The following is a 24,361-nucleotide window of genomic DNA, read 5'->3' as shown; positions in this document are numbered from 1 at the left end:
TCACTCTCCAGTCATTTAAATTATTACTATTATAGTGCAATTAACATTATTTGTAACGCTACAAAGCGCCTTAATTTGGAAAAAATAAAATGAAAACAAAATGCTTGCATTCTAAATCGATATAGATTATATTAATTGACATATCAACTATTGATACATCAAATGTTTTTATTTTGATTGTAAAGGAGGGGTAATTTGACAAGTTCATGCTCAAAAGAAGCGATTATTTTATATAAATTACACTTTCTAAATAAAGAAGTAAGTTCGAAATTTGAAGGGTGTACGGGTATGAGCCAGTCTCGATTAGAGCTTATACTTCAATTATTTGAAGTAGGTGAAATTAGTCAAAAAGCACTTCAGCAAGAAGTGAATATTGATAATGCTGCGATAACAAGGCATTTAAAGCAGCTTGAGGCCAATGAAATGATTGTAAGACGTAAAAATCCAGATGATAACAGAATTACGTTAGTTTCTCTTACTGAAGAGGGGCGAAATAAAATTCAGGCGTTTCAAGAAGAAAAAGAACGTTTTGCAGCATCTGCATTTAAAGGATTAAGTGAGGAAGAACGCGATAATCTTTTAAATATGTTAAATCACATTCAAGAAAATATAAAAGAATTATAAAAAAGGGAGAATACAACTATGACTAACTCAGTAAAAACAAATGATTTTAACGAAATTTTAACAGGACGTCGTTCAATTCGTAAGTACGACCCTTCAGTGAAAATTAGCAAAGAAGAAATGACAGAAATTCTTACAGAAGCAACACTTGCACCATCTTCAGTAAACATGCAACCATGGAGATTCGTAGTGATTGAAAGTGACGAAGCGAAAGCAACACTTGCGCCACTTGCGAAATTCAATCAATCTCAAGTAGAAACATCTTCAGCAATGATTGCTTTATTTGGTGATTTAAACAATTTTGATAACGCAGAGGAAATTTACGGTACAGCAGTAGAGCGTGGCTTAATGCCAGCAGAAGTAAAAGAAGACCAAATGAAAAAACTTTCAGCTTACTTCTCAATGGTTACACCAGAAGTAATGAAAGATACGGTATTAATTGACGGTGGTCTTGTAGCAATGCAATTTATGCTAGCAGCTCGTGCGCACGGCTATGACACTTGTCCAATTGGTGGTTTTGAGAAAGATCAAATCGCAGAAGCTTTCGGACTAGATAAAGACCGTCACGTACCAGTTATGTTAATTTCAATCGGAAAAGCTGCTGACAGTGGTTACCAATCAGTACGTCTTCCAATTGAAAAAGTTGCAGAGTGGAAGTAATTTTAAAGAAATAAGTGGAATATGAAAGGGGAAACACCATGATTATTATTCACGCAATATTTCAAGTAGATCCAGCAAAACAACAAGCATTTTTAGAAGAAATTCAGCCACTCATTCATGGTTCAAGAGAAGAAAGTGGAAATGTATCTTATGACTTATATAAAGATACAGAAAAAGAAAGTGTTTATACGATGGTAGAAGTATGGAAAGATGAAGCAGCAGTTGCGAGCCATAATACGAGTGAACACTTCACATCTTTCGTTAGTAAAGCAGCACAATTTTTAACTGCTCCTCTTGATATAAAAGCTTATAATGGAGAGTTAGTAAAATAATAAGGTAGAAAAAGATGACTTTAGCATATGGCTGAAGTCATCTTTTTTGTATAAGTAGAATCCATTTTGGACTCAGTTATGTTGATTTATAAGTGTTGCTCGTATCCTCAGTAACTGTGGTGAATTGTATGTTAAATTCGAACATTTGGTTTATTGGGATATTTTTCCGTGTTATAATTTTCTTGTAAATAAAAGGTAGAGGGGAGTAAGTAATGGGAGAATTTCAAAGTAATTTGCATACGGCAACGCAACTTGCAACGAAAATGAGAAATGCTTCAGATAGAATGCAAAGTGCTACTAGTCGCTCTATAAATAAGGCAACGCGTACTACACTATCTGTGAACTTCAAGGCACAAGAAGCAAATCAACAAAATTTACAGATCACGAAACAATTTTGTACTGCTTTTCAACAAACAATTGATAATATCCATTCCGTAGCAAATGAATTTGAGAAAATGGATACAGGACTTCAAAAGACTTTTCAATAATGTAACAACCTACGTAAAGGGGAAAAGGTAGGGAGAAAAGATGAGTCAAGAAATTGAAAAGAGAATCAGTCAATGTAATCAAAAATTACGAAATATATTTGAAGAACAAAATGAAAACCGAATCGCGCTGCAAAATCAAGAACGAGCTGAGGTTAGTTTTCATGAATGGAAAAATAGAAGTAATCGTTTATTTAACCGAATACTAGAAACTTGGCACGGCGACAAAGAAGTGTTTCACCTTTTTACGAATATGCGGCAAGAAATCGGACAGTATGAAAGAAAACTTACATTCGAATTAGAAAATGAAAAAGAGACGTTGCTTAAAGAAAAACGGCATCTCAGTGAGAAAGAAAACGACCTTTCCTATGAACAGCAGCAACTACAAAGGGAGGCCAATACATGAGTTTAAACATGTATTTGGGAGAAGTACAAAGTCAAACTCAAAGTATGAACGCTATATGTAATGCTACGATTCAAAGTATGGAACAAGCCATTCAATCTATTGATGCATTTGCGATAGATACAGTATTACAAGGACAAACATACAGTAGTGCAAAAGCCTACCTTGTCCAAACATTTCGGCCGTTAGCGCAAGGACTCATATGCTTATGTGAAGAATTAATTCGCCAAAATGAAGCATTTCCAAATGAGTTCCAAGCGAAAGTTGCTTCGACAGATGTGATTGAACAAGAAATAAGAGAACAAATAAGGGGAATTAATCAATCGATTACAAGTATAGAAGCAATAGAAGTACTTACACCAATGCCTGGAGTAGGTGCGATTGTAACGGTATTAGGTGCAATGAGAAAAAAACTGGAAGAAAAACTAGAGCATTTATATGAATTCAATCATTCATCCAGCAACAACTACAGCACCGCTCTCCAATTAGCGGCTAGCATCACAGCCGGACTCGCTGAAGTGCAAAGCGGGAAAGGATTTAGTCCTGTGAGTGGGACGTTTAGTACACAAGGGTTGAATATGGATTGGGTGAGTTCGATTCAGGGGATTATAGAAGAAACAGCTCGAAAAAATGATCAGTCAATTAAAGATATAGAAACAAATAACATAATTGAGAAGAAATCTCCGGTTAGAAATGCTTGGGACGATGCGACAGACAGTATAGTTGGCACGTTTGAAACAGCGAAAAAGATGTGGGAAGCTATTCAAAGAGGATCGGGGAAAGCTATTGGTGATGAAATCGAGTCCGCAATAGCTTTAAGTAATATGGACATAGGAACTTTTATTAATGTAACCTATGCACTTTTCCATTTGGATGAAACTGCAAAAAATATGTGGCATGCATTTTCAAATAAAATAAAACGAGATATGATAGAGGGAGATGCAGAGAGTCGTACAGAATTGACTACCTATGGATTAACACAAATAGCTACCACAATATTAGGCGATAGGGCACTAAATAAAGTAGGCCATATCACAAAAGGAGCAAAAGCATCAAGTGGATTAAGTACATTTGCTAATGCAGTAAAACTAGCAAAAGAATTGAAGCCTACGCTTGAAATGTTACAATCATTTAAGAGAGAGGCTTCCTATGCATTCTCTAGTGTTGGTGGAACTATTGTAACCAAAATACCTCAAGGCGAATTAATAGAAGCTTATTATAAGTTTGCGAAGTCTAAAGATGGTGGTAAGGGTACGGGTGATACTAGATTTGCTTATAAGAATAATCCTATGGATAATCCAAAGGCGGCAAAAGATATACATGAAAATCCAGATGCAGTTTATGGGTTTTCTCCAAATCCAAACTCGGAGAGTATAGGTGGATTTGCTGATGCACTAGACTGGACAAATCCAGAACAAGTGGCTCAGGCAACTGTAAGAAGGCAGAGTTATCATGATAAAAATGATAATATTATAGAACTAATTAATAAAATGAAGAATGAGGGAAATTCAATTGAAGAAATTGCAAGAGCGGTAAATAATCAAAGAAATCAGAATCGATTAAATGATTATATAGATGATCCAAAAGGACTAGAGCGTGTAATGGCTAGAAATGAGGTTAAATATGGTAATCCACATGGTCCAACAGCAGAATTTTCATTTAATAAGTATGGTTCATGGGAAAAAGTGATCGAAAAGTCAATGAGTGCAAACCCAGGAATGGACGCATGTTGTGGTTTATATGATAAATATTATCATTTATATAGAATTGGGAGTAAGTAATAATTTATTGTATGGTTAAAAATGATAATCTAGTAAGTATACTACTTGGGAAGGTGTGCAAGAATGAATGACACTAAAATAAATATTATTTATGAAGACTTTGATAAAGATAACATAATTATTTTTTTTGAAAAAAACGGAAGAAACATGTGCCTTACTTTTGGATTATATGAGTTTGAAAATGAGATGGAGTATTGGGATATGCCAACTAAATTAAAAAAATATAATGGGGAAATAGGATTTATTTTTGATAAAAATATTAATAGAATTGATTTAGAAATGGAAATAGCTCGATTTATAAAACATAATGATTTAAATAAACTAGATTTTTAATGTGTTTTCAGGAGAAAAATAAGGTAACTATTCAGCTGCCAAATTGATTTAGTTATTTAATATTTTTATTTACATCCGACAATAATTATACAAATCGGGATGTCTGTTTGATGAAGCGTAATAGATATGATGTTTTATTTTTAGGGAAATGAGACTCTGAGATTACAACTCATAGTGATTAGTTGATAAATATAAATATCTGGAATGGGCAAAAAACTAACGAACTCGTACAAACTCGTAAGGTTTAATGTAGTAATTGTCATACCATACAGAAGGTGTCATGACAACTACTACAAAACGTACAAATTTAATACTACTTAAAAACATATGAACTTAAAGCACTTGGTTGTCTATTTGAGACAATAAGTGCTTTTTTAATTGAAAGGTAAGCTATAAATTTATCGAAATTATTTTTATGAATTAAAGCTAACAGAATGTGCATATAGGCTTCAATTGCAGGTATATAGTTTGTTTTTCAATGTCAAAAAACATTAAAAAAAACAGGGCAATATTATTAAATAGCCGGGTCCATTGTAGAAATGTTTGAAGGTATCTCGCTCATAGGCGGATCTAATTTCTTAACTATCGTGGCAGAAGTAGGAACTGGTGGGTTAGTATCACCAATTGTTATTCCATTAGATATAGCAGCAACAGCTACTGGGGCAAGTCTTTTTGTACATGGTGGATTTGTTTGGAATAAATCGATTCAAAATACTAAGGATACTATTCAAAAAATCCAGTCTTTTGGTGGAGGTGCGGCTAACGGTAAACCTAGCAGTAACAAAAATACAAATGTAGACAATTTTGATGCAAAAACAGCTACAAATAAGCAAAAAGGTAATTATGGTGAAATAAAATCTAGTGACAATTTATTGAATAATCAAAGTTTAAAAGAAGCTGGATTTGATTTAAAGCCAGTCGGAAAAAGTGCACCAACAGGTATAAATGATAAAATAGTAAAAGGAATTGATGGATTATACGAAAATGCAAATCCAAATTCAAATATTAAATATGTTATTGATGAAGCAAAGTTTGGTAGTTCACAATTAGGAAAAACTAAAGATGGACCACAAATGTCAGATGGTTGGTTGACAGGTGTGAATACTGAAAAAAGTAGAATATTGAAAGCTGTTGATGGAGATAACAAATTAGCAGATAAGATTACAAAAGCGTTGGAGAGAGATAAGGTAGAAAGAGTATTATCAAAAGTCGATAGTAGCGGAAAGGTTAAAACATTTAAGATAGATGCAAAGGGTAACATCGCTGGAGAATGGCCATAATTTAGAAGCTAGGAGGAATTGAATGGTATGAGAGATTATTTATGTATAGAAGAAAAGTGTAGAGAAGGAATTGAATATCATAAAGAGTTTATAGAGGAAAATAGAGAAGATATTAAAAGTTTAGAAGAAGATACTAAAAATGGAATTCAAAGATATTCTAAAGATAATAAGAGTATTATAGAAGGGACATATCTAGCCAATTTTAGATATGAGATGGAGGATATTAGGGCAAAGTATTCTTTAGGGGAAGATGTTAGTGTAATAGAAGAAGATTTTCATAATGCAATTTATGATTTAGAGAATACAGGAAGTAGGGAAATTGGATATTTAAGTCTGATTTGGATGATTTCCTTAGGGATTTTGTTAGAAACGGATAAAAAGAATATAGAAAGATTAAAAAAGATAGTTGATACAAAAAATATGAATGACGCAGTAATTGATTTCCTCTTATGCGCTAGTGATATTGGATACACAAACATGACGAACAGATATTATAAAGAAAATCCATATGCAAAAACGAGAGAGATTATAGAACTTGCACAAATAGATAAAAAAGAAGCATCTAAAAGATTACAAACGTACATGGAGAAAGAATGGTTTAAAGGTCATTATGATTATGAGTGGAAAAATGCGCATAAAGAACCTGGATATGTAGGATATTGGAGCTTTGAAACGGCAGCGCTTGCGAAAATTTTGGAACTGGATGATATAAGTTTAAAAGATAATAATCATTATCCATATGATTTGGCACATTATAAAAATGAAATGAAATTTAAGCATATAGACCTAAGTGAATATCACTATGAAGATGAGACAGAAGAAATAGAGGATATAGTAGAAGGAATTGAACATAATCCTGCATTGGAAAATATTATTCCGCCAAAATGGCATTCATTGGTCAATGAATTAATACATGACTATGAGAATATGGATGATAGTAGTTTTTATGAGAAATACAAAAAAACGATAGGAATAGGTCAAGTGTGGTTCTTACCACAAGAGTATGAAGAAGAAAATGAGCAAAAAAATCTATTAGGAAGTTTAATTGTGTTTGCCCTGACGGTAAGAGATTATATATTACAACTGGACTATAAAGAAGATTTAGAAGACTACATTGATAATCTTAAAAATTTCTGGAATGGATCAGAAACAAAGCTAATTCAATTTATGTTAGAGAATGATCAAAATTATTATGCATGGGTACCAAAAGAAGCAAGCATCCCAAATATGTATGAAGTGAAGATTGAGAGTGTCGATGTAGAGGAAGTTCTATAACGAACAAATCGAAATGGTTTTTATTATATGTAATATTAGAATGCATTTTACTAGTTAATTGAAAACAATGCATGCGTGGCAGAAAAAAGGATGTATTGTTACTAAAAATTAGAGGGAAAGAAGGCTGTTGGATTGAGTTAAGCACCTCATTGTCAATATACGACAATAGGTGCTTTTTTGCGTGCAATGAAGAAAAAATAAAAGATTCATTTTCACTCTATTTCATCTTCAGATTACATGTTATAATTTGGAAAAATATATTCTTAATTTTTAGATAATTAAAAGGTGGTAGATACTATATGAGTACATTAAAGAAAATTACTAATAATATTTCGAAGGTTATTATAGGAAAAGACGAATCGATAGAACTAGCAGCTATAGCTCTTATAGCAAGGGGACATATTTTATTAGAAGATGTACCTGGGACAGGAAAAACAACATTAGCGAAAAGTTTGGCTAAAAGTGTGGACGCTAAATTTCAAAGAATACAATTTACAGCGGATACTTTGCCTGGAGATGTTATTGGCCTTGAATACTTTGATGTGAAGGAATCGGATTTTAAAACAAGGTTAGGACCCATTTTTGCAAATATCGTATTAGTGGATGAAATTAATCGAGCTGTACCGAGAACACAATCTTCGTTACTTGAGGTTATGGAAGAGCGTACGGTTACAATTGCGAAACAGACACATTCATTACCAGAACCTTTTTTAGTTATAGCAACGCAAAATCCACTCGAATCAGCGGGCACATTTCCTTTACCAGATGCTCAGTTAGACCGGTTTTTACTCACAATACGCCAAGGTTATCCTACGAGAGAAGCTGAAAAGGAAATGATGAATCGGTTTCAAATGAATGATCCGTTAGAAACGTTACATTCTATTATTTCAAGTGAAGAAATTATTACGATGCAAAAGCGTGCAAGAGAAGTGTTAGTAGGGAATGATGTGCAAGATTATCTCCTTGAAATTATTGAAGCAACTCGTAACCATGAGTTAATTGAAATTGGTGTAAGCCCTCGGGGAACGTTGGCATTTATGAGAGCGATTCAAGCACGGGCAATATTAAATGAAAGAGATTACTGTACGCCAGATGATATTAAGACGCTCACTGCATCCGTTTGTGCTCATCGTTTAACGTTAACAATTGAGGGAGAGATGAAAACGACGAAAGAACAAATTATGAAAGAAATTCTTCATACGATTAGTGTGCCAGTGGAGAATGTACGATGAATCAACAGCTTGTGTATACACCTTTAGCGGAGCCTTTCGTAATGGGGGTTATGTCAGTTGTAGCCGTTATTTTAAGTGTATTTTCAAGTAATCTACTGTTTTTATCTCTCGTATTTTTATATGTAATTTTAATAGGTGCTACGCATGTATATATACGTAAAGTATCTCGTGTTGAATGGGAATACAGTCAAGGGAATTCGAATGTTTTTATAGGTGAAACGAATATGTGCAAAATGAAAATTTCAAACAAGTCGATATTTCCTATTCTTAATATCGTATTTCGATTTAAATGTGAAAATAAGCTAACTTGGAATCATGATGAAATAAACAAAAATCATAGTACAGGTTCAAATTATTATATGAATTTTAATTTAAAAGGAAGGGAGTCAGTTTCATTTGATTTGCAAGCTGTAGCGTTAAAAAGAGGCATCGCGAAATGGGAAGAAGTTGAAATTGTTATTACTGATCTCTTTGGATTTATAACGAACCATATAACATATAAACAAGTTGATACGCCCTCTTATTTAGTCTTACCAGCTGTTCCGAAAATACAAGTTCCTGAATTACAAGAATGGTCACGAGGATTTCGAAAAGCGATGTCTTCACCCTTATATGATGAAACGAAAGTAATGGGAGTAAAGTCTTATGAAAATGAAGATTTTCGTTCCATCCACTGGAGTGCAACAGCGAAAACAGGGACGATAATTGCGAAAAAGTATGAGCGAACACAATGTGATAAATACGCGATTTATCTCAACTTGCAAAATAAAAGTGGTGTTTCTTTGCGAAATGATATAGAGGAACTAATTGAATTAACAGCAGGTATATGCAAACAACTTCTTATGCAAAACTGTTCGTTTGAAGTATGGATCAATAGTGTAAAAGATAACGGTTTGCTACATATAAAAAATGGGGATAATCGGAAACATTTGCAAAATGTATTAAAGGTACTTGCCTCGATATCAGACCAAGATACGCCTATATCTTCTTCTTACTTTTACACAGCAGGCTTTCGTCGAAAGGAACTGGATGCGGTTCCTTTAATTATTGGTACTTCACCAAAGAAATACAGTAGAACGAATAAATGGATTGTAATGAAAGAATAAGAAGGGGCTTATGTCATGGTGAATAAAAAGCGGCATATGAAAGTGAAGTTATGGAGTGTAAGAACTTTAATCATACTTTTCTTTGCGATTAGTGCGATAACGTTATCACAAGGTGTTGTGTATGTACAAGACATAGTAAAAGAGCGTTTTTTCAGTAAGACTAAGACAATATCGGAAAGAAATTATGACTTTACTAGTATAGGTGAAAATTTTGATGATTCCAAAATAGATGAAGATGAATATGAAGAAGTAGAAGATACAGGTATAAGAACGAAAACGGGTAAAAAATTTCAACCTTTCGAAAGAGAAAGTCTATGGAATGACGTGCTTTCTGTTCTTTCAAATGTATGGATTACTATAGTTTTTTATGTGATAATCGCAATATCAATTATATATGCCATCTACAAGTATATTAGGAAAAAATTGACGAAAACAGAAATAGTACAGGAGAAAGAATCGATCACAAAGCAAACTGCGGTAAGAAGCATAAAGAATGAAAAAGTCATTCATCAGTTAGAACAGCCGTTACCGACAGATAAGATAAGAAAAACGTTAGTTGAATGGGAAAGAACATTACCATTTCATGAACAGAGAAGGTCCTATGAAACGATGCAACAATGGTTAAAAAGAATTTGTAGAACAAGGGATATTATCTCGTTATATGAGTCTGTTCGTTATGGGGAAAAGACGTATACGGATTTAGATGTGAAAGAAATAATGAAGTGGGTAGAGGGAGATGGGAAGGTGGATACATAAATATCCACCTTTTCTTTTTTTATACGGAAATTTGATTAACATGAATTATTTTCTTATATGAAACCGTATTTAAATAGGTAAACAAAATTAACATTATTTACTTATACTTCATTACATGTTAACCTATACTTAATTTTTATAAACTATAATTAATTTTTAAGTTTTTTAAGGGTGTGAAAATGTAATGAAATCGGTATTAAAAAGCATACTTATTTCCTTTGTTTTTTCTGCAGTAGGTATGTGTTGGTTACTGTACGTATTATTCAAAGGGGACGGAGACTGGTTATTGTCTTGGATAGGTGTATTAATGGCATATTTATCTTTATATACTTTAATAGATTTATATTGTAAAAATACATACGATAAAAAAATAAATAAATGGCTTATAAAAACAGCGGTGACTAGTTTTAGTTTTTCTGTATTAGGAATCTCATTTTGTATCATACATGAGCTATTAACACCATGGAGTCTTAGTTTAATGGTGTGGTATTGGTTGCTAATGTTAGTATTATTTTTAACAACTATAATATCATTAATCAGTTTAGTATTTGTTAATCGTAAAAATCACAATTTCACCGTTGGATATAGAATGCTCATACTTCTAAATGTATTTCTTACATTGGGACCAGTATTATGGCCGCTATTACTTTCTATTATTGGAAATGGTATGAATGCTAGTGCGGGCTGGTAAAAAGGCATATAAATTAGTTGTGTAAAGAATAGGATGAAAAGTTGATATAGAATTTTAAATGTTTAAGAGAACATGTTTACATAAAAAATGAAAACATGTTCTCTTTTTATTTGCATGCATAACTCTTCCTCAGTTTACCCTATTTAAATTTAAACGTAAGTATTTCGTAAGGAATGGATAAGAAAAAAGAGAGATTTATCATATAGGATGAAAGTATAGCCTGAATCAATCCGATATTAATGGAGGAGAGAAAGCCTTATGAAAAAATGTAATTCAATTAAGTTAGCAAGTTTTGCAGTTTTATTAGCGGGTACTGCTCTATTCACACCTGGTTTTACTGTGACTGCAGAGTCAACCCAAAATATTTCTAGTTCGTCACAAGTACATGATCAAAAGAATCGTAATGGCTGGAAACAAGTAATGCAGGAAACAGTACAGCTTGGTGCTGTAGGAATATTAGCTAAGGCGTCTAATAACGGAAAAACTAATAGTTTTACTGCAGGCGTGGCGGACTTAAGTACAAAGAAACCGGTGAATTCGGATTATCGCTTTCGGATTGGTAGTGTGACGAAGACGTTTACTGCCACGACTATTCTTCAATTAGTAGGAGAAAATCGCTTACAACTTGACGATCCAATTGAAAAGTGGCTACCGGGTCTCGTGCAAGGAAATGGGTATGATGGTAATCAAATTACGATACGACAACTTTTGAATCATACGAGTGGTATCGCTGAATACTTAAAGTCAAAAGACGCGGACATAATGAATTCGAAAAAAACGTATACAGCAGAAGAAATAGTGAAAATAGGCCTTTCGCTGCCTCCAGATTTCTCGCCGGGTAAAGACTGGTTGTATTCAAACACAGGATACGTAATACTAGGAATGCTTATTGAAAAAATAACTGGAAATAGTTATGCGGAAGAAATCGAAAAGCGAATTATTGAACCTTTGGACCTATCAAATACGTTTTTACCAGGAAATTCACCCGTCATCCCAGGAAAGAATCATGCTCGTGGATATGTGAAAATGGAAGGAACAGGCGAGTTGAAAGACATTACGTATTATAATCCGAGTTTAGCTAATGCAGCTGGAGATATGATTTCTAATGCGGATGATTTAAATAAGTTCTTTTCATCTTTACTCGGTGGTAAGTTACTGAAGGAACGCGAGCTAAAAGAAATGCTTACTACAGTTCCTATAGAAGGCAAAGGGGTTGGTGACGCATACGGTCTTGGAATCTATGAGACTAAACTTCCAAACGGTGTTTCAGTTTGGGGGCATGGAGGAGGAATTCCTGGATTTACAACTTTTGCTGGGGGAGTAATTGGAGGCAAACATACATTGGCTATCAGTCTCAACTCTATAGGTGGGGTCGATATTGTTCCGCAGTTTAATAAAATGATGCAAATTGAATTTAATAAATAGATGAAAAGAAAGTGAATGGAATTTTGTTATAGTTATATTTAAAAGAGGTGCTTTTTTAAGTTCGTAACTATGGACAGTAGTTGCATTTATGATATGACATCAAGTGTATTCCAAAGTGAAAATCAATCTTAATGCTTACGACAAAATAAAAAAGGATGTCAGTTACATGACATTCTTTTTATTTTGGATAAAAGAGGTATGCATATAGTTCTGAAAATTGTTATTTTTAAAATTTTTACATATAATGAAGGATATAGGGGCACCAATTGGGGAGTTATGAATGGAAAATACTTTAGTTAGTTAAATATTACTCGTTTTAATCAAAATAATTATGAGTTGATTTGGAGTTGAATACAATGGGGAAAAATCATTATAAATGGAGTAATAAACAATTACGAGAACATGTTGAAGTACTAGATGGTAAGAGAAGCACACACATATTATTAAAGAATGCAACATATTTAAATTCTTATATGCGCGAGTGGATGACAGCGAACATTTGGATATATAATGATCGAATTGTATACGTAGGGGAGCAGCTGCCAGAGCAATTAACGGAGTGTGAAGTTGTTGATTGCGAAGGAAAGTATGTCGTACCCGGTTACATAGAACCACATGCACATCCGTATCAGTTGTATAACCCAGAGACGCTAGCGAATCATGCGATGCAGTTTGGGACAACAACTTTTATTAATGATAATTTAACTTTATTTTTCACATTAAAGCGTGAAGAAGCATTTCGTTTATTAGATGAATTCAATAAGATTCCAGCAAGTGTGTATTGGTGGTGCCGTTTTGACGGACAGACTGAATTGCAAAACGGGGAATCTTTGTTTAATAGTGAAGAAATAATAGAGTGGCTGCAGCATGAAGCGGTTCTTCAAGGCGGCGAGCTAACAGCATGGCCAAAACTATTACATGGCGATGATGAAATGTTAACTTGGGTGCAGGAAACGAAGCGATTGCAAAAGAAAGTAGAAGGACATTTTCCGGGTGCATCTGAAACGACTTTAGCGAAGTTAAAACTGTTAGGTACAGATTGTGATCATGAAGCGATGACAGGGCAGGAAGCTTTCACTCGTCTTATGCAAGGTTACACTGTTTCCTTAAGAAATTCTTCAATCCGCCCAGATTTAGAAGTTTTACTGAAAGAATTGTTGGAACTAGGCGTAAAGCAGTTTGATAGATTCTTTTTTACAACAGACGGCTCACATCCTTCGTTTTATGAGAATGGAATGACAAACGTTATGATTTCTACCGCGATAAAACAAGGAGTACCAGTAATAGATGCATACGATATGGCAAGTTATAATATTGCTCGCTATTATAATATGGAACATGTACATGGTTCGATTGCGACAGGTAGAATTGCTAATATCAATATTTTAGAAAGTAAAGAAAACCCAGTACCAATCAGTGTCCTTGCAAAGGGGAAATGGGTGAAGCGTGACGGTGTAAATACACATGAAGCATTACATATAGACTGGAGTAAACATAAAGTAACTCCATTATCATTAGATTGGTCCATAGAAAAAGAGGATATGATTTTCTCTAATAAAACGGGGATACACTTATTAAATAACGTTATTACAAAACCATACACTAGTGAAATCAATATAGACTGTGATGAATTGTCCACAGATCATGATGAATGTTTCTTTATGATGATTGCTCGTGATGGCAGTTGGCAAGTGAATATAGCTGTGAAAGGTTTTGCGAAAGAACTAGGTGGGCTTGCTAGCTCTTATTCTGGTACAGGTGACATCATTCTTATCGGAAAAAGAAAAGAAGATATGCTTACAGCTTTTCGTAGAGTAAAAGAGCTTGGCGGGGGAATGGTAATAGCTGAAAAGAATGAAGTATTACACGAAATAGCATTACCATTGCTCGGGATTATGTCTAATTTAAAAATGAGAGAATTAATACAGGAAGAGAAACAGATGGTGAAATTACTACAAGAGCGTGGCTACGCGCATGATGATCCAGCATTTACAATTTTATTCTTTTCTGCGACGCACTTGCCTTTTATACGAGTAACACCTATAGGATTATATGATGTGAAAAGTAGTAAGGTAGTTGCCCCGCCCGTGAATTTGATAAAGCAATATTAAAAGGAAAGATCCTATAAAAATTTTATTTTATAGGATCTTTCTTATTATTAGCATAAGAATATTGTAAGCCTCAAATGATATAGTATCTAAATCATTTGAGGTGATATGTAAATATGAAAAAAATATTTTACATTTTAAGCGTATTTATTCTGTGTGTATCGATACAACACGTTGTACATTCCCAATCAGATGCACCAGAATTATCTTCGGATTGTCTCGAAGAAAGAAAAGTTAGAGATGAAAAGCATGTGAAGAATATAATACAGGACATTAAATCCACATTTAATTTAAATATTGATGAACATAGTTTTTGGGAAGTAAGTAAAAGAGATCTGGAGGCTGCTCATTTGATGTATGGTGGAAAGGAAAATGATTCTTATTATAATTCGCTAACTAAAATTTATGATAGTGGTGGATTTAGCGAACAGCCCAGCTTATTTGTGAGGGCACAAGAAGCATTTTTACTTTATAAAGAAAAAGATAATATCAATGTAATGAAACGCCTAAAACTAGACGTTGAAAAAGGGGAATGGCTCGTTATAAAAACGAAAAAGAAGAAAGGGAAAAAAGTGAAATTTAAGCCGTTGCAATGTGAAAAAGATTATATGAAAAAGAGAAATGAATAACAAAATACTTATTCATGCTGTTTTTATTCAACGATATTTTGCTGTTGATTTGAAATAGAAAAAGGTAAACGAACATATTAGCTTTATGGAATATGTTTGTTTACCTTTTTTTGAGAGATTTAATAATTGGGGATTATTTACTGCCTAATGAATTTATAACATTCAATGAATTTGTTCTTCATAAACATTAGATTTTGTGTCAAATGATTTATACATTGCCGAAACACCTATGTATATTTTATTCTACAGTATTTATAAAAGAATGTTGGCTATTCATAAGAAATATGATTGGCACGGTTTTTGCTTGTATTACATGTAAGGAAGGGAGATTGTATGTAAGGAATCTGTACTCGTAATAGTATAAAACAAGCTACTATTGCATTATTAATCATAGTTGTATTTATAGGGGAACTGTAAATACATACAAATAAGTGGTTTTTTTGATTTTAAAATTCTGAATTTTCATTTAAATAACTAGGGGGCAATGGTATGGTTAAATATTCGAAAATTTCTAAGTGGATTCTTGGTGTTGGACTAGTGACAATAACGTGTAATGGTTTGCAAATTCAAGCAGAGACAAAAGAGAAAAATGTGAAGAACGTATTACAAATGGAGCCGGTAGGAATACAGAAATCTGTTGATGAATTGGCGCACCCTTCAAAAGTACAAGAAAATGAATCTTTTACAAAACGGTTAAAATTAGCGGATTTATCGCAGCGTCCACTAGCACCAACCGATAATATTAAGCCGTTAGCTGAAGAAAAAAAGTATTCGATGGCTGAGTTAAATCAATTAAATAATAAACAATTAACTGATCTTCTTGTGACAATTAAATGGTATCAAATTCCGGAATTATTTCAGTTTAATAGTGATAGTCTTAAATTCTATCAAGATGATAGCCGAATGCAAGCGATTATTAATAAACTAGCAGAACAAGGACAAGCTTATACGCAAGATGATTCAAAAGGGATTGAAACATTAGTAGAAGCTCTACGTGCAGCGTTTTATTTAGGTTTTTACCATGATGAATTAAGCAAACTAAATGAGCGTAGCTACCATGATAAATGTTTACCAGCTTTAAAAACAATTGCAAAAAATCCAAATTTCAAACTTGGTACATCAGAACAAAATAAAGTAATTGCATCATATGGAAAATTAATTGGAAATGCATCAGCAGATGTTGAAACGGTTTTATATGCAGGTGAAATTTTTAAACAATATAACGATAATCTTGCAACTTTCATTGAAGACCGAACAAAAGGAGACGCTATATATGAGTTGATGAAGGGAATTGACTTTGATATTCAGACGGATATGTACACGACTGGAAAAGAGCCAAAAGATACGATGTGGTTTCGGAATATCGATAACTTTATTAATGAAGTAAATCGTTTTGCACTACTTGGTACAGTAACAAATAAAAATGGATGGTTAATTAATAATGGAATTTATTATGCTGGCCGATTGGGCAAGCTTCATAGCACGCCGACAAAAGGACAACAAGTTGTTACAGATGCAATGCGAATTTATCCATATTTAGGAGAGCAATACTTTGTTGCGGCAGAACAAATTACTACAAATTATGGAGGAATAGATGCGAATGGAAAAACTGTAAATTTAGATCAAATTCGGGAAGAAGGTAAAAAGAAATATTTACCGAAAACGTATACGTTTGATGATGGAGCAATTGTCTTTAAAGCTGGGGATAAAGTTAGCGAAGAGAAAATTAAACGTCTATACTGGGCGGCAAAAGAGGTGCGTTCTCAATTTTATCGTACAGTTGGTAGCGATAAACCACTTGAAAGTGGACATGCTGATGATGTGTTAACGATGGTTATTTATAATAGCCCAGATGAGTATCAATTTAATCGTCAACTGTACGGATATGAAACGAATAATGGTGGGATTTATATTGAAGGGACAGGGACTTTCTTTACATATGAACGTACACCAGAGCAAAGTATTTATAGTCTGGAAGAATTGTTCCGCCATGAATTTACGCACTACTTACAGGGAAGGTACGAAGTTCAGGGATTATGGGGCCAAGGGGAAATGTATCAAAATGAACGTTTAACATGGTTTGAAGAAGGGAATGCAGAGTTCTTTGCAGGTGCAACGCGATTAGATAGTGTAGTACCGCGAAAAAGTATAATTGGTGGGTTATCTAATGATCCTGCAAAACGTTATACAGCATCACAAACATTAAATGCGAAATATGGAACGTGGGATTTTTATAATTATTCGTTTGCACTGCAATCATATATGTATAATAAGCGCCCAGAAATGTTCGATAAAGTACATGATTTAATTCGCGCAAATGATGTTTCAAGTTACGATGCATACCGTGCTACATTAAGCAAAGATAATAAGTTAAATGAAGAATATCAATCTTATATGCAAATGCTTATTGATAATCGCGATAAGTATACAATTCCACAAGTATCAGATGAGTATTTAACTCAGCATGATCCAAAATCGCTTTCGGACGTTACTTCAGATATTACGAATGAAGCGAAATTAAAAGATGTGAAAGTAACAAAGAATACATCACAATTCTTTAATACATTTACACTACAGGGGACATATACAGGAAGTGCGGCTAAAGGAGAAGTTGAGGACTGGAAAGTGATGAATGAAGCAACAAATGATATGTTGAAACGTCTTTCAGGAAAAGAGTGGACAGGATATAAAACATTGACTGCTTATTTTGTAAATTACCGTGTAAATAATGCTGGGCAATTTGAATATGATGTTGTGTTTAGCGGAGTGAATACGGAAGAAGGTACGGCTGTAGAAAAAGAACCAAATAATTCATTTGAAACAGCAAACCCACTATCTTTGAATATTTTGTTAAGAGGAACCTTGAGCGATCAAGATCAGGGGGATAAATTTGTTATTGATGTAAAGGATCAAAAAGATTTACAAATTTCTGTTACAAACGAACAAAATCTTGGACTGAACTGGGTATTATATTCTGAATCAGATTTAAATAATTATGTAGCTTATGCAACAAAACGTGATGGAAACAAATTGCTTGGAAATTATAATGCAAAGCCAGGGAAATATTACTTAAGTGTATATAAGTATGGTGGTGGAACAGGGAATTATACGGTACAAGTAAAATAGTTTACTATAGTTTGTTTTGAAAGGCTACTTATCGCATTTTTTAGCGAAATAAAGTATTTAATGTTAAACATTAAACTAATTCAACATATCCCTGTTCTAATTATAGAACAGGGATATGTTGGCTTTATATTTTCAAATTAAATAACCTCATTGGATTTTGACAAGAAAATAATTAATATAGAGTTGAATTCTCATTCGTAAAGCATGTTTTAATCTTCTTAATGCTCTTTCATTTTTGTCTCGATTTTTGTTTTCAAATCAGTGGATACTCGATTGAAATACCCCAAAACGATCTTCCTAATATCATCGGATATAACTTTCAAATCACTAGCTAAGTTTTCAGCGAGATGTTCTTTTTCTATTGGCTGTAACTTCGTGTAAAATTCACCAGCCTGCGTAAAGTCATCCTGTTTCGTTATAGAAGTTCTTTCAAGTTTACCTTCAACGTACCTTCCTTCACCGGTTGTAATTTGATTAGCAGGTGTCCAATCTTGCTGCTGGTTAATCGTTAATTTGCGAAATTCGGGACCAATTCTTCTTCTTTGTGAATCACTGTAAATGTTAGCGCGCCCTTGCAGCATTTTATCATCTGATAACTCAGCGCCTTCTAGCAAATTAGAAGGAGAGAAGGCGACTTTTTCTACTTGTTCCATAAAATTTTCAGGATTTTTATTTAATACCATTTTCCCGACTGGTATGAGAGGATACGTCTGTTCATCCCATACTTTTGTGTCATCTAAAGGATCATAAGAAAGATGCGCTTCATCTTTCGGATCCATGAGCTGGACGTATAAACCATACTCCACTGGTTTACCATTTTCAATAGCATCATATAAATCTTTCCCGCTATAATCAGGATTTTCGGCAGCTAGTTTAATTGCTTCTTTACTAGTAATGTACTGTACACCTTCAAACGGGTACCAATGATACTTTACATACTTTCGATTACCTTCCGCATTTCTCCATACATATGTATTAACACTATGTCCTGGAATGTGGCGAAGACTTTTGGCCGTACCATTATTAGAGTATAAACGGACAACAAAATGAATAGATTCAGGTGCTTTAGCGACAAAACTCCAAAATCTATTAGGGTCTATTAAATTATTTTTAGGTGAAGGCAATAATGCTTGAATCGTTTCAGGGAAACGCATCGGATCGCGAACAGAAAAAACAGGAATGTGATTACATAAAAGGTCAAAAATGCCTTCTTTTGTATAAAATTTTGTAGAAAAACCGCGTACATTTCTAGCAGTATCCGGTGTTCCTTTCGTACTAACAGCTAACGAAAATCGCACCATAACAGGAACTTTTTCATTAGAATTTTGTAAAAAACTTAATTTAGTATGTTCAGACATCGAATATATCGTTTGAAAATAACCGAACGCACCAAATCCTTTTACATGAACAGATCTTTCTAAAATTTTTTCATGAATAAATTGTTGTAATGACTCATGCAGTACACTATCTTGCTCTAGTACGGGTCCACGTGAACCAACTGTTTGAGAGTGAAATTTAGCTGGTTCAGTAAGTTCTCGATGTTTATTAAAGTCTTCTTCTAATAATTCTTTCCTATGTTTATCATATTTTTCATTCATCGATATAGCCTCCAAATTTTTTCGTCGATTGTTACTAAATATGATTTTATAGTCTCGATTATGTATGACATACAAAGTTCAAAGCAGTAACATACCGCTAGATGAAAAAAACACATATGTAGTGGACCTGTTGAAATAGAAGAAATTATGGAAAAATGAATATCGTGAAGAAAATTACTATTAAAATTTTAATCTGAAAAATGAATTTATACATGAGTTTATAGAGAATGAACAGAAATAAACAGGGAAAATAAATAGGAGGAATTTAACATGTCGGATTGGTTTCAATTAGATAAAGAATATATGATGTCTACGTATTGTCGTACGAAGGTTGCGATAGAAAGAGGAGAAGGGTGCAAGCTTTATGATGTAGATGGTAAAGAGTATGTAGACTTATTTTCTGGAGTCGGAGTGAACGTATTAGGGTATAATCATCCGAAAATTGTACAAACGACAATGGAGCAAGTTACAAAATCGTTGCATCTGCCGTTTCATTTTTTAAATCCAGTTGCGATTGAATATGCAAAGAAATTAGTGGATTGCTCATTAAAAAACGGAAAGGTCTTTTTTACAAACTCTGGTACGGAAGCGACAGAAACAACTTTGAAATTAATTGATAAATATAGAGCTAATACGAATGAAGAACGTGAAGGAATTGTAGTGCTGAAGAATAGTTTCCATGGGCGTACGTTAGGGGCACTTCATTTTACGAGACAAGAAAAGGTATATCAAAACTTCCCTAAAACATCTATTCCTGTATACGAAGTAGAGCGTGAGAATATAGACCAATTAGAGGAGACCATTATTAAAGAAAAACCAATTGCGATTATGCTAGAGCCTGTTTTAGGAAGTGGGGGAATTTATCCTTTATCAAGTGAATATTTGCATGGTGTTCAAAATTTATGTGAAAAATATAATGTACTTCTTGTCGTTGATGAAGTTCAAAGTGGTATGGGTCGAACGGGAAAACTATTTGCTTATCAAAATTTTAATATTACACCAGATATTATTCAAATTGGTAAAGGAGCAGGAGGTGGGATACCGCTAGGAGGAATTATTGTAGGCAAAAAGTTATGTGATGTATTTTCACCAGGAGATCACGGGACAACGTTTGCTCATTCATCAATGGGAACGGCTTTAGGGTTAACGGTATTAAACACATTGATTGAAGATGGTTTAATGTACGAAGCGTATGAAACGTCACTATATTTAAAGGATAAATTACAAGAAATTCAGAAAGAAAACTCTTATTATATTCAGGAAGTACGTCATGCTGGTATGATGTTTGGAATTAGTTTAAATGATACAAATGAAAATGTGAAAAAATTACAGGTAGAGCTAATGGAGAAAGGGATATTAGTTGACGTAACACAAGGGAATATCATCCGTTTACTTCCTCCATATATAATTACAAAAGAAGAAATTGATACATTTATTACTCAATTTATTACTTGTATGGATAAGGTTGCTACTGTAGTAAGTGCTTAAAAATTAAAAGCTATATTTTATATAAAGTGCACTCTAATTGTTGGGGATAGTTTACAATTGGGGTGCATTTTTTATAGTAGAATTTTATTTATTGATATTTGGTTGGTGAGGAAAAGAGAAAGTAAATGTGTAAAGATAGTAGATAAAACGAGTGGTACTAACAACTAATGATAGAACGTTTTGAAAATAATAGCATACGAATATATAAATAATAAGAATGAGGTGATATATTGGAAAATAATGATATTCAATTTACTTCTTTACAAATGAGAACGGATAAATATGGTTGGGCTAGTATTCAATATACAAATAAAAAGCAGGCTATCTTATATACTCAAAATAGAGGAGTAGAATGGGATGTTGTCAATCCTCTTAATTCAATTGTATTATTTGGGTATCCAATAAACGCTCGAAGCTCTTGGGCATATGGTTTAACAAAAAAGAATGATGATTTATTACCCGCTATATTTTATACAGTTAATAGAGGGGAAAGATGGAGTGAGTTTATTTTACCGGTTGAAGAAGATTGGGAGAAATCGACTGATGTTCAAGTACAATTGCATGCCGCGAATATGGATAGTATATGGATTGTATTGTCTAGAAAGCTTGCATCAAATAAATTTGAACATAATTTATACTATATGAAAATGAAAGGGAGAGTATGGAAAGTAATTAAAAATATAAGTATTAGTGATAGTATTTCAGGAATAACATTTATAAACGAGTTAGTTGGATTTATTTCATTACACAAACAATATGAAACATCAGCGGTATTTAAAACAATAGATGGTGGGGCAAGTTGGCAGCCTATAAAAGATATTCCAAGTCTTGAAGGAAGTAATAATGAGACTTCTATGGCTTATAAAGCAATCTATAAAAATAACTTGTTAGTAATACCAACTAAAATGAATAATGATGTATTTTTAATGAATTACTCATTTGATAAGGGGAATTCGTGGCATATTTCAAATAAAACAATAAATACTAGTAAAGCGGCTGTTTCTTTTTTTAGTTCCTATTATGGCTGGGTTATAAATAGTGAACATGGAAGTGTATATCAAATAATAAAAAAAGGAGCAAAATGGATAAAGGTATCAAGTAATCCATTGCTGAAAAATGTATTTTGTTTACATTTTTTTAATCGGCGTAAAGGTTGGGCGTGTAATAAAAAAGAAATATTTACTACAAAAGATCGCGGTATAACATGGAAAAAGGTAGTATATAAAATTAATAATATTGAAAAATTTATTTAAAAAGTCCTAAAGAAATTAGGACTTTTTTTGTTTTTTATGGTGAGAGTTGTAACAAACAATGATAAGAGAAAGGAGGTAAGTGCATAACTTATATTTTCAAAAATAGACGTTTGTTTTCACACAGTATAATTCACTTTTGAATATGTTAATAAAGTAGCAAATTCATAGGAAATGGTAATACTTAATATTTTATGTCACATGATGTGTAAAGGGGGCGTGTAATGAAATCGTTAACGGTTATTATTTTGTACAGTGAAAGAGAGCAAATATTAGAAGAGTCAATTCAATCTATATGGAAGCTAAATCCTCTTGAAATTATAATTTTCGTTCCTAACGATAGAAGTAATTTGTATGAAATAGCAAAGAAACATAAATGTCATATTGTTTTTATGGACAAATATAATAAGCATTATGATGGATATGGAGCTTGTATAAAGGCAGCAAAAGGAGAAGTTTTATTATTTTTAGATGGCAATTTTTCGTTATCCACAAATGAAATGCAGAGATTTATTGAGCCAATTGTTACAAATCAAGCCGATGTAGTTTTAAATAAAATAGATAAATTGATAGAAATAGGTAAATGTCCAAATATGGATATTGTATGGAGAAAAATGTTAAATGAAATTTTAAGTCGACCAGATTTAAAAAGCAATTCAATACTTTCGTTACCATATGCGCTTACGAAGGAAGTAGTGGAAAATATCGGCTTTAATTATATGGAAGATATCGTTCTATCTCATATGAAGATTGTGAATCAAGGGTGGCGGATTAACGATCAATATGCAATCAATACGTTATCTAAAGATGAGACTATAGAGGAAGGAGGATATTTAATAAAAAAAGAGTTATCCAAAAATGAAAAAGAGAAAGTAGAAAGATATTTACGCGGTATAGCTAAATGGATAGAGAAAAAAGGAAGAAGAGTAGGGTTTACTGATGCAGGAAAAAGAAGAGATATTGTTCAAAAACTAGGTGAATGTAAGCGATACCCTTCCTATCATCAAGGGTGGGGAATGCATTCTTCAATTTATGATGGGAAGCAACTTTCTGTCATTATACCGGTACAAAATGAAGAAGAGACTATAGAACAAGTAATACTTGAGGCGAGAAAAATAGAACCACTAGAAATCATTGTCGTTGTAAATGGTTCGACAGATCAAACGGCTAATATTGCTAAAAGACTTGGTGTTACTATTATTGAATATAACGAACGACTTGGTCATAATGTTGGACGTGCTATTGGGGCGCTTGAAGCTACAGGAGATATTCTTTTATTTATTGATGGTGATTTTAGTGTTTCAGGAAGTAATTTGCATCATTTTACAAATGCAGTTTCAGCTGGTGTAGACATAGCATTAAATGATTTGAATCCGATGTTACACCCTCCGTTTTATGTTGTAGACGTCGTAAAATATATGCTTAATTTAGCATATAATCGTCCAGAATTAAGCAATGGCTCATTAGTAGCAATTCCACATGCTATGAGTAGATCATGTTTAGATGCAATAGGCTGGGAAAGCTTACTATGCCCTAGTCTTGCACAAGTAAAAGCAATATTACAAGGGTATAGAGTAGAATGTGTACATTACGTTGATGTTGTAAAACCGAATAGAATTCGTTTAAAGGAAAATGTAAGTCACAATGGGCATCCTCCAGCAGTATTAAGAATAATTGGTGATCACGTTGAAGCTCTCTCTTACTTGATAGAACAACTCGAAATGGATGGAAAGGGTGATTAAACTGTTAGACCAGTATAAAATAATTAACATTTCATATGAA

General features: G+C 33.2%; 20 protein-coding genes and 1 pseudogene. 20 read left to right on the top strand and 1 reads right to left on the bottom strand.

Going from position 1 to position 24,361, the window contains the following annotated elements; genetic code table 11:
- The first annotated feature begins 195 nt into the window (after window positions 1–195).
- From DN399_RS14880 to colA, 17 genes and pseudogenes are all read left to right on the top strand, one after another.
- Complete coding sequence (locus tag DN399_RS14880; protein WP_000204162.1) at window positions 196–624, top strand: MarR family winged helix-turn-helix transcriptional regulator; 429 nt, start codon at window positions 196–198, stop codon at window positions 622–624.
- An 18-nt stretch (window positions 625–642) separates the two neighbouring features.
- The gene (locus tag DN399_RS14875) at window positions 643–1,281 is read left to right on the top strand and encodes a nitroreductase family protein (protein WP_016122744.1); all 639 of its coding nucleotides are present in this window, start codon (window positions 643–645) and stop codon (window positions 1,279–1,281) included.
- Between the two features lie 38 nt (window positions 1,282–1,319).
- A complete protein-coding gene (locus tag DN399_RS14870; RefSeq protein ID WP_000583804.1) occupies window positions 1,320–1,613 on the top strand; it encodes a putative quinol monooxygenase in 294 nt (97 codons plus the stop codon).
- 212 nt (window positions 1,614–1,825) lie between these two features.
- Window positions 1,826–2,101: a TIGR04197 family type VII secretion effector gene (locus DN399_RS14865; RefSeq protein WP_000503639.1), complete on the top strand. Its 276-nt coding sequence runs from the start codon at window positions 1,826–1,828 to the stop codon at window positions 2,099–2,101.
- 40 nt (window positions 2,102–2,141) lie between these two features.
- Window positions 2,142–2,504 carry a DUF3958 family protein gene (locus DN399_RS14860; protein WP_016122743.1) on the top strand — a complete coding sequence of 121 codons (363 nt, stop codon included), beginning with the start codon at window positions 2,142–2,144 and terminating at the stop codon, window positions 2,502–2,504.
- Window positions 2,501–4,282 (top strand): LXG domain-containing protein, encoded by a 1,782-nt coding sequence (locus DN399_RS14855; protein ID WP_149149738.1) that lies wholly within the window; start codon window positions 2,501–2,503, stop codon window positions 4,280–4,282. Before DN399_RS14860 ends, DN399_RS14855 begins: the two co-directional genes overlap by 4 nt.
- A gap of 63 nt (window positions 4,283–4,345) precedes the next feature.
- Entirely contained in the window at window positions 4,346–4,615 is a 270-nt protein-coding gene (locus DN399_RS14850; RefSeq protein ID WP_001000171.1) for a hypothetical protein, read from the top strand.
- Window positions 4,616–5,133: 518 nt separating this feature from the next.
- Window positions 5,134–5,895 (top strand): annotated as a pseudogene (locus DN399_RS14840) (hypothetical protein); the annotation flags it as partial.
- Between the two features lie 27 nt (window positions 5,896–5,922).
- A complete protein-coding gene (locus DN399_RS14835) occupies window positions 5,923–7,170 on the top strand; it encodes a PoNi-like cognate immunity protein (protein ID WP_149149736.1) in 1,248 nt (415 codons plus the stop codon).
- 299 nt (window positions 7,171–7,469) lie between these two features.
- On the top strand, window positions 7,470–8,402 hold the full coding sequence (locus tag DN399_RS14830) for an AAA family ATPase (protein ID WP_000105663.1): 933 nt from the start codon (window positions 7,470–7,472) through the stop codon (window positions 8,400–8,402).
- The gene (locus tag DN399_RS14825; RefSeq protein ID WP_006927606.1) at window positions 8,399–9,508 is read left to right on the top strand and encodes a DUF58 domain-containing protein; all 1,110 of its coding nucleotides are present in this window, start codon (window positions 8,399–8,401) and stop codon (window positions 9,506–9,508) included. The genes DN399_RS14830 and DN399_RS14825 overlap by 4 nt, the downstream gene beginning before the upstream one ends.
- 15 nt (window positions 9,509–9,523) lie before the next feature.
- A complete protein-coding gene (locus DN399_RS14820) occupies window positions 9,524–10,264 on the top strand; it encodes a hypothetical protein (protein ID WP_086411724.1) in 741 nt (246 codons plus the stop codon).
- Window positions 10,265–10,448: 184 nt separating this feature from the next.
- Window positions 10,449–10,955: a DUF3902 family protein gene (locus tag DN399_RS14815; RefSeq protein ID WP_000843833.1), complete on the top strand. Its 507-nt coding sequence runs from the start codon at window positions 10,449–10,451 to the stop codon at window positions 10,953–10,955.
- Between the two features lie 258 nt (window positions 10,956–11,213).
- Window positions 11,214–12,380 carry a serine hydrolase domain-containing protein gene (locus tag DN399_RS14810; RefSeq protein WP_000710628.1) on the top strand — a complete coding sequence of 389 codons (1,167 nt, stop codon included), beginning with the start codon at window positions 11,214–11,216 and terminating at the stop codon, window positions 12,378–12,380.
- 356 nt (window positions 12,381–12,736) lie between these two features.
- On the top strand, window positions 12,737–14,491 hold the full coding sequence (locus DN399_RS14805) for an adenine deaminase (RefSeq protein WP_144596302.1): 1,755 nt from the start codon (window positions 12,737–12,739) through the stop codon (window positions 14,489–14,491).
- Window positions 14,492–14,604: 113 nt separating this feature from the next.
- Window positions 14,605–15,117, top strand: coding sequence for a hypothetical protein (locus DN399_RS14800; RefSeq protein WP_000719373.1), 513 nt, complete (start codon window positions 14,605–14,607; stop codon window positions 15,115–15,117).
- 489 nt (window positions 15,118–15,606) lie between these two features.
- Window positions 15,607–18,243 (top strand): collagenase ColA, encoded by a 2,637-nt coding sequence (gene colA, locus DN399_RS14795; protein WP_149149735.1) that lies wholly within the window; start codon window positions 15,607–15,609, stop codon window positions 18,241–18,243.
- Between the two features lie 218 nt (window positions 18,244–18,461).
- Here the strand turns inward: colA and DN399_RS14790 are convergent, their stop codons facing one another.
- Entirely contained in the window at window positions 18,462–19,841 is a 1,380-nt protein-coding gene (locus DN399_RS14790; RefSeq protein WP_149149734.1) for a catalase, read from the bottom strand.
- A gap of 270 nt (window positions 19,842–20,111) precedes the next feature.
- On the opposite strand from DN399_RS14790, the gene DN399_RS14785 reads away from it, so the two are divergent.
- The 3 genes from DN399_RS14785 (at window position 20,112) to DN399_RS14775 (ending at window position 24,321) form a co-directional block, all read left to right on the top strand.
- Window positions 20,112–21,329 (top strand): aspartate aminotransferase family protein, encoded by a 1,218-nt coding sequence (locus DN399_RS14785; RefSeq protein WP_149149733.1) that lies wholly within the window; start codon window positions 20,112–20,114, stop codon window positions 21,327–21,329.
- 230 nt (window positions 21,330–21,559) lie between these two features.
- The gene (locus DN399_RS14780) at window positions 21,560–22,582 is read left to right on the top strand and encodes a WD40/YVTN/BNR-like repeat-containing protein (RefSeq protein WP_149149732.1); all 1,023 of its coding nucleotides are present in this window, start codon (window positions 21,560–21,562) and stop codon (window positions 22,580–22,582) included.
- 221 nt (window positions 22,583–22,803) lie between these two features.
- Entirely contained in the window at window positions 22,804–24,321 is a 1,518-nt protein-coding gene (locus tag DN399_RS14775; RefSeq protein ID WP_149149731.1) for a glycosyltransferase family 2 protein, read from the top strand.
- Window positions 24,322–24,361 lie beyond the last annotated feature (40 nt).

Origin of the sequence: Bacillus sp. AR4-2, assembly GCF_008274865.1 — a bacterium.
GTDB lineage: Bacteria > Bacillota > Bacilli > Bacillales > Bacillaceae_G > Bacillus_A > Bacillus_A cereus.
Note: the sequence above shows the minus strand (reverse complement) of the source record. Positions and strands in the feature narration are given on the sequence as shown.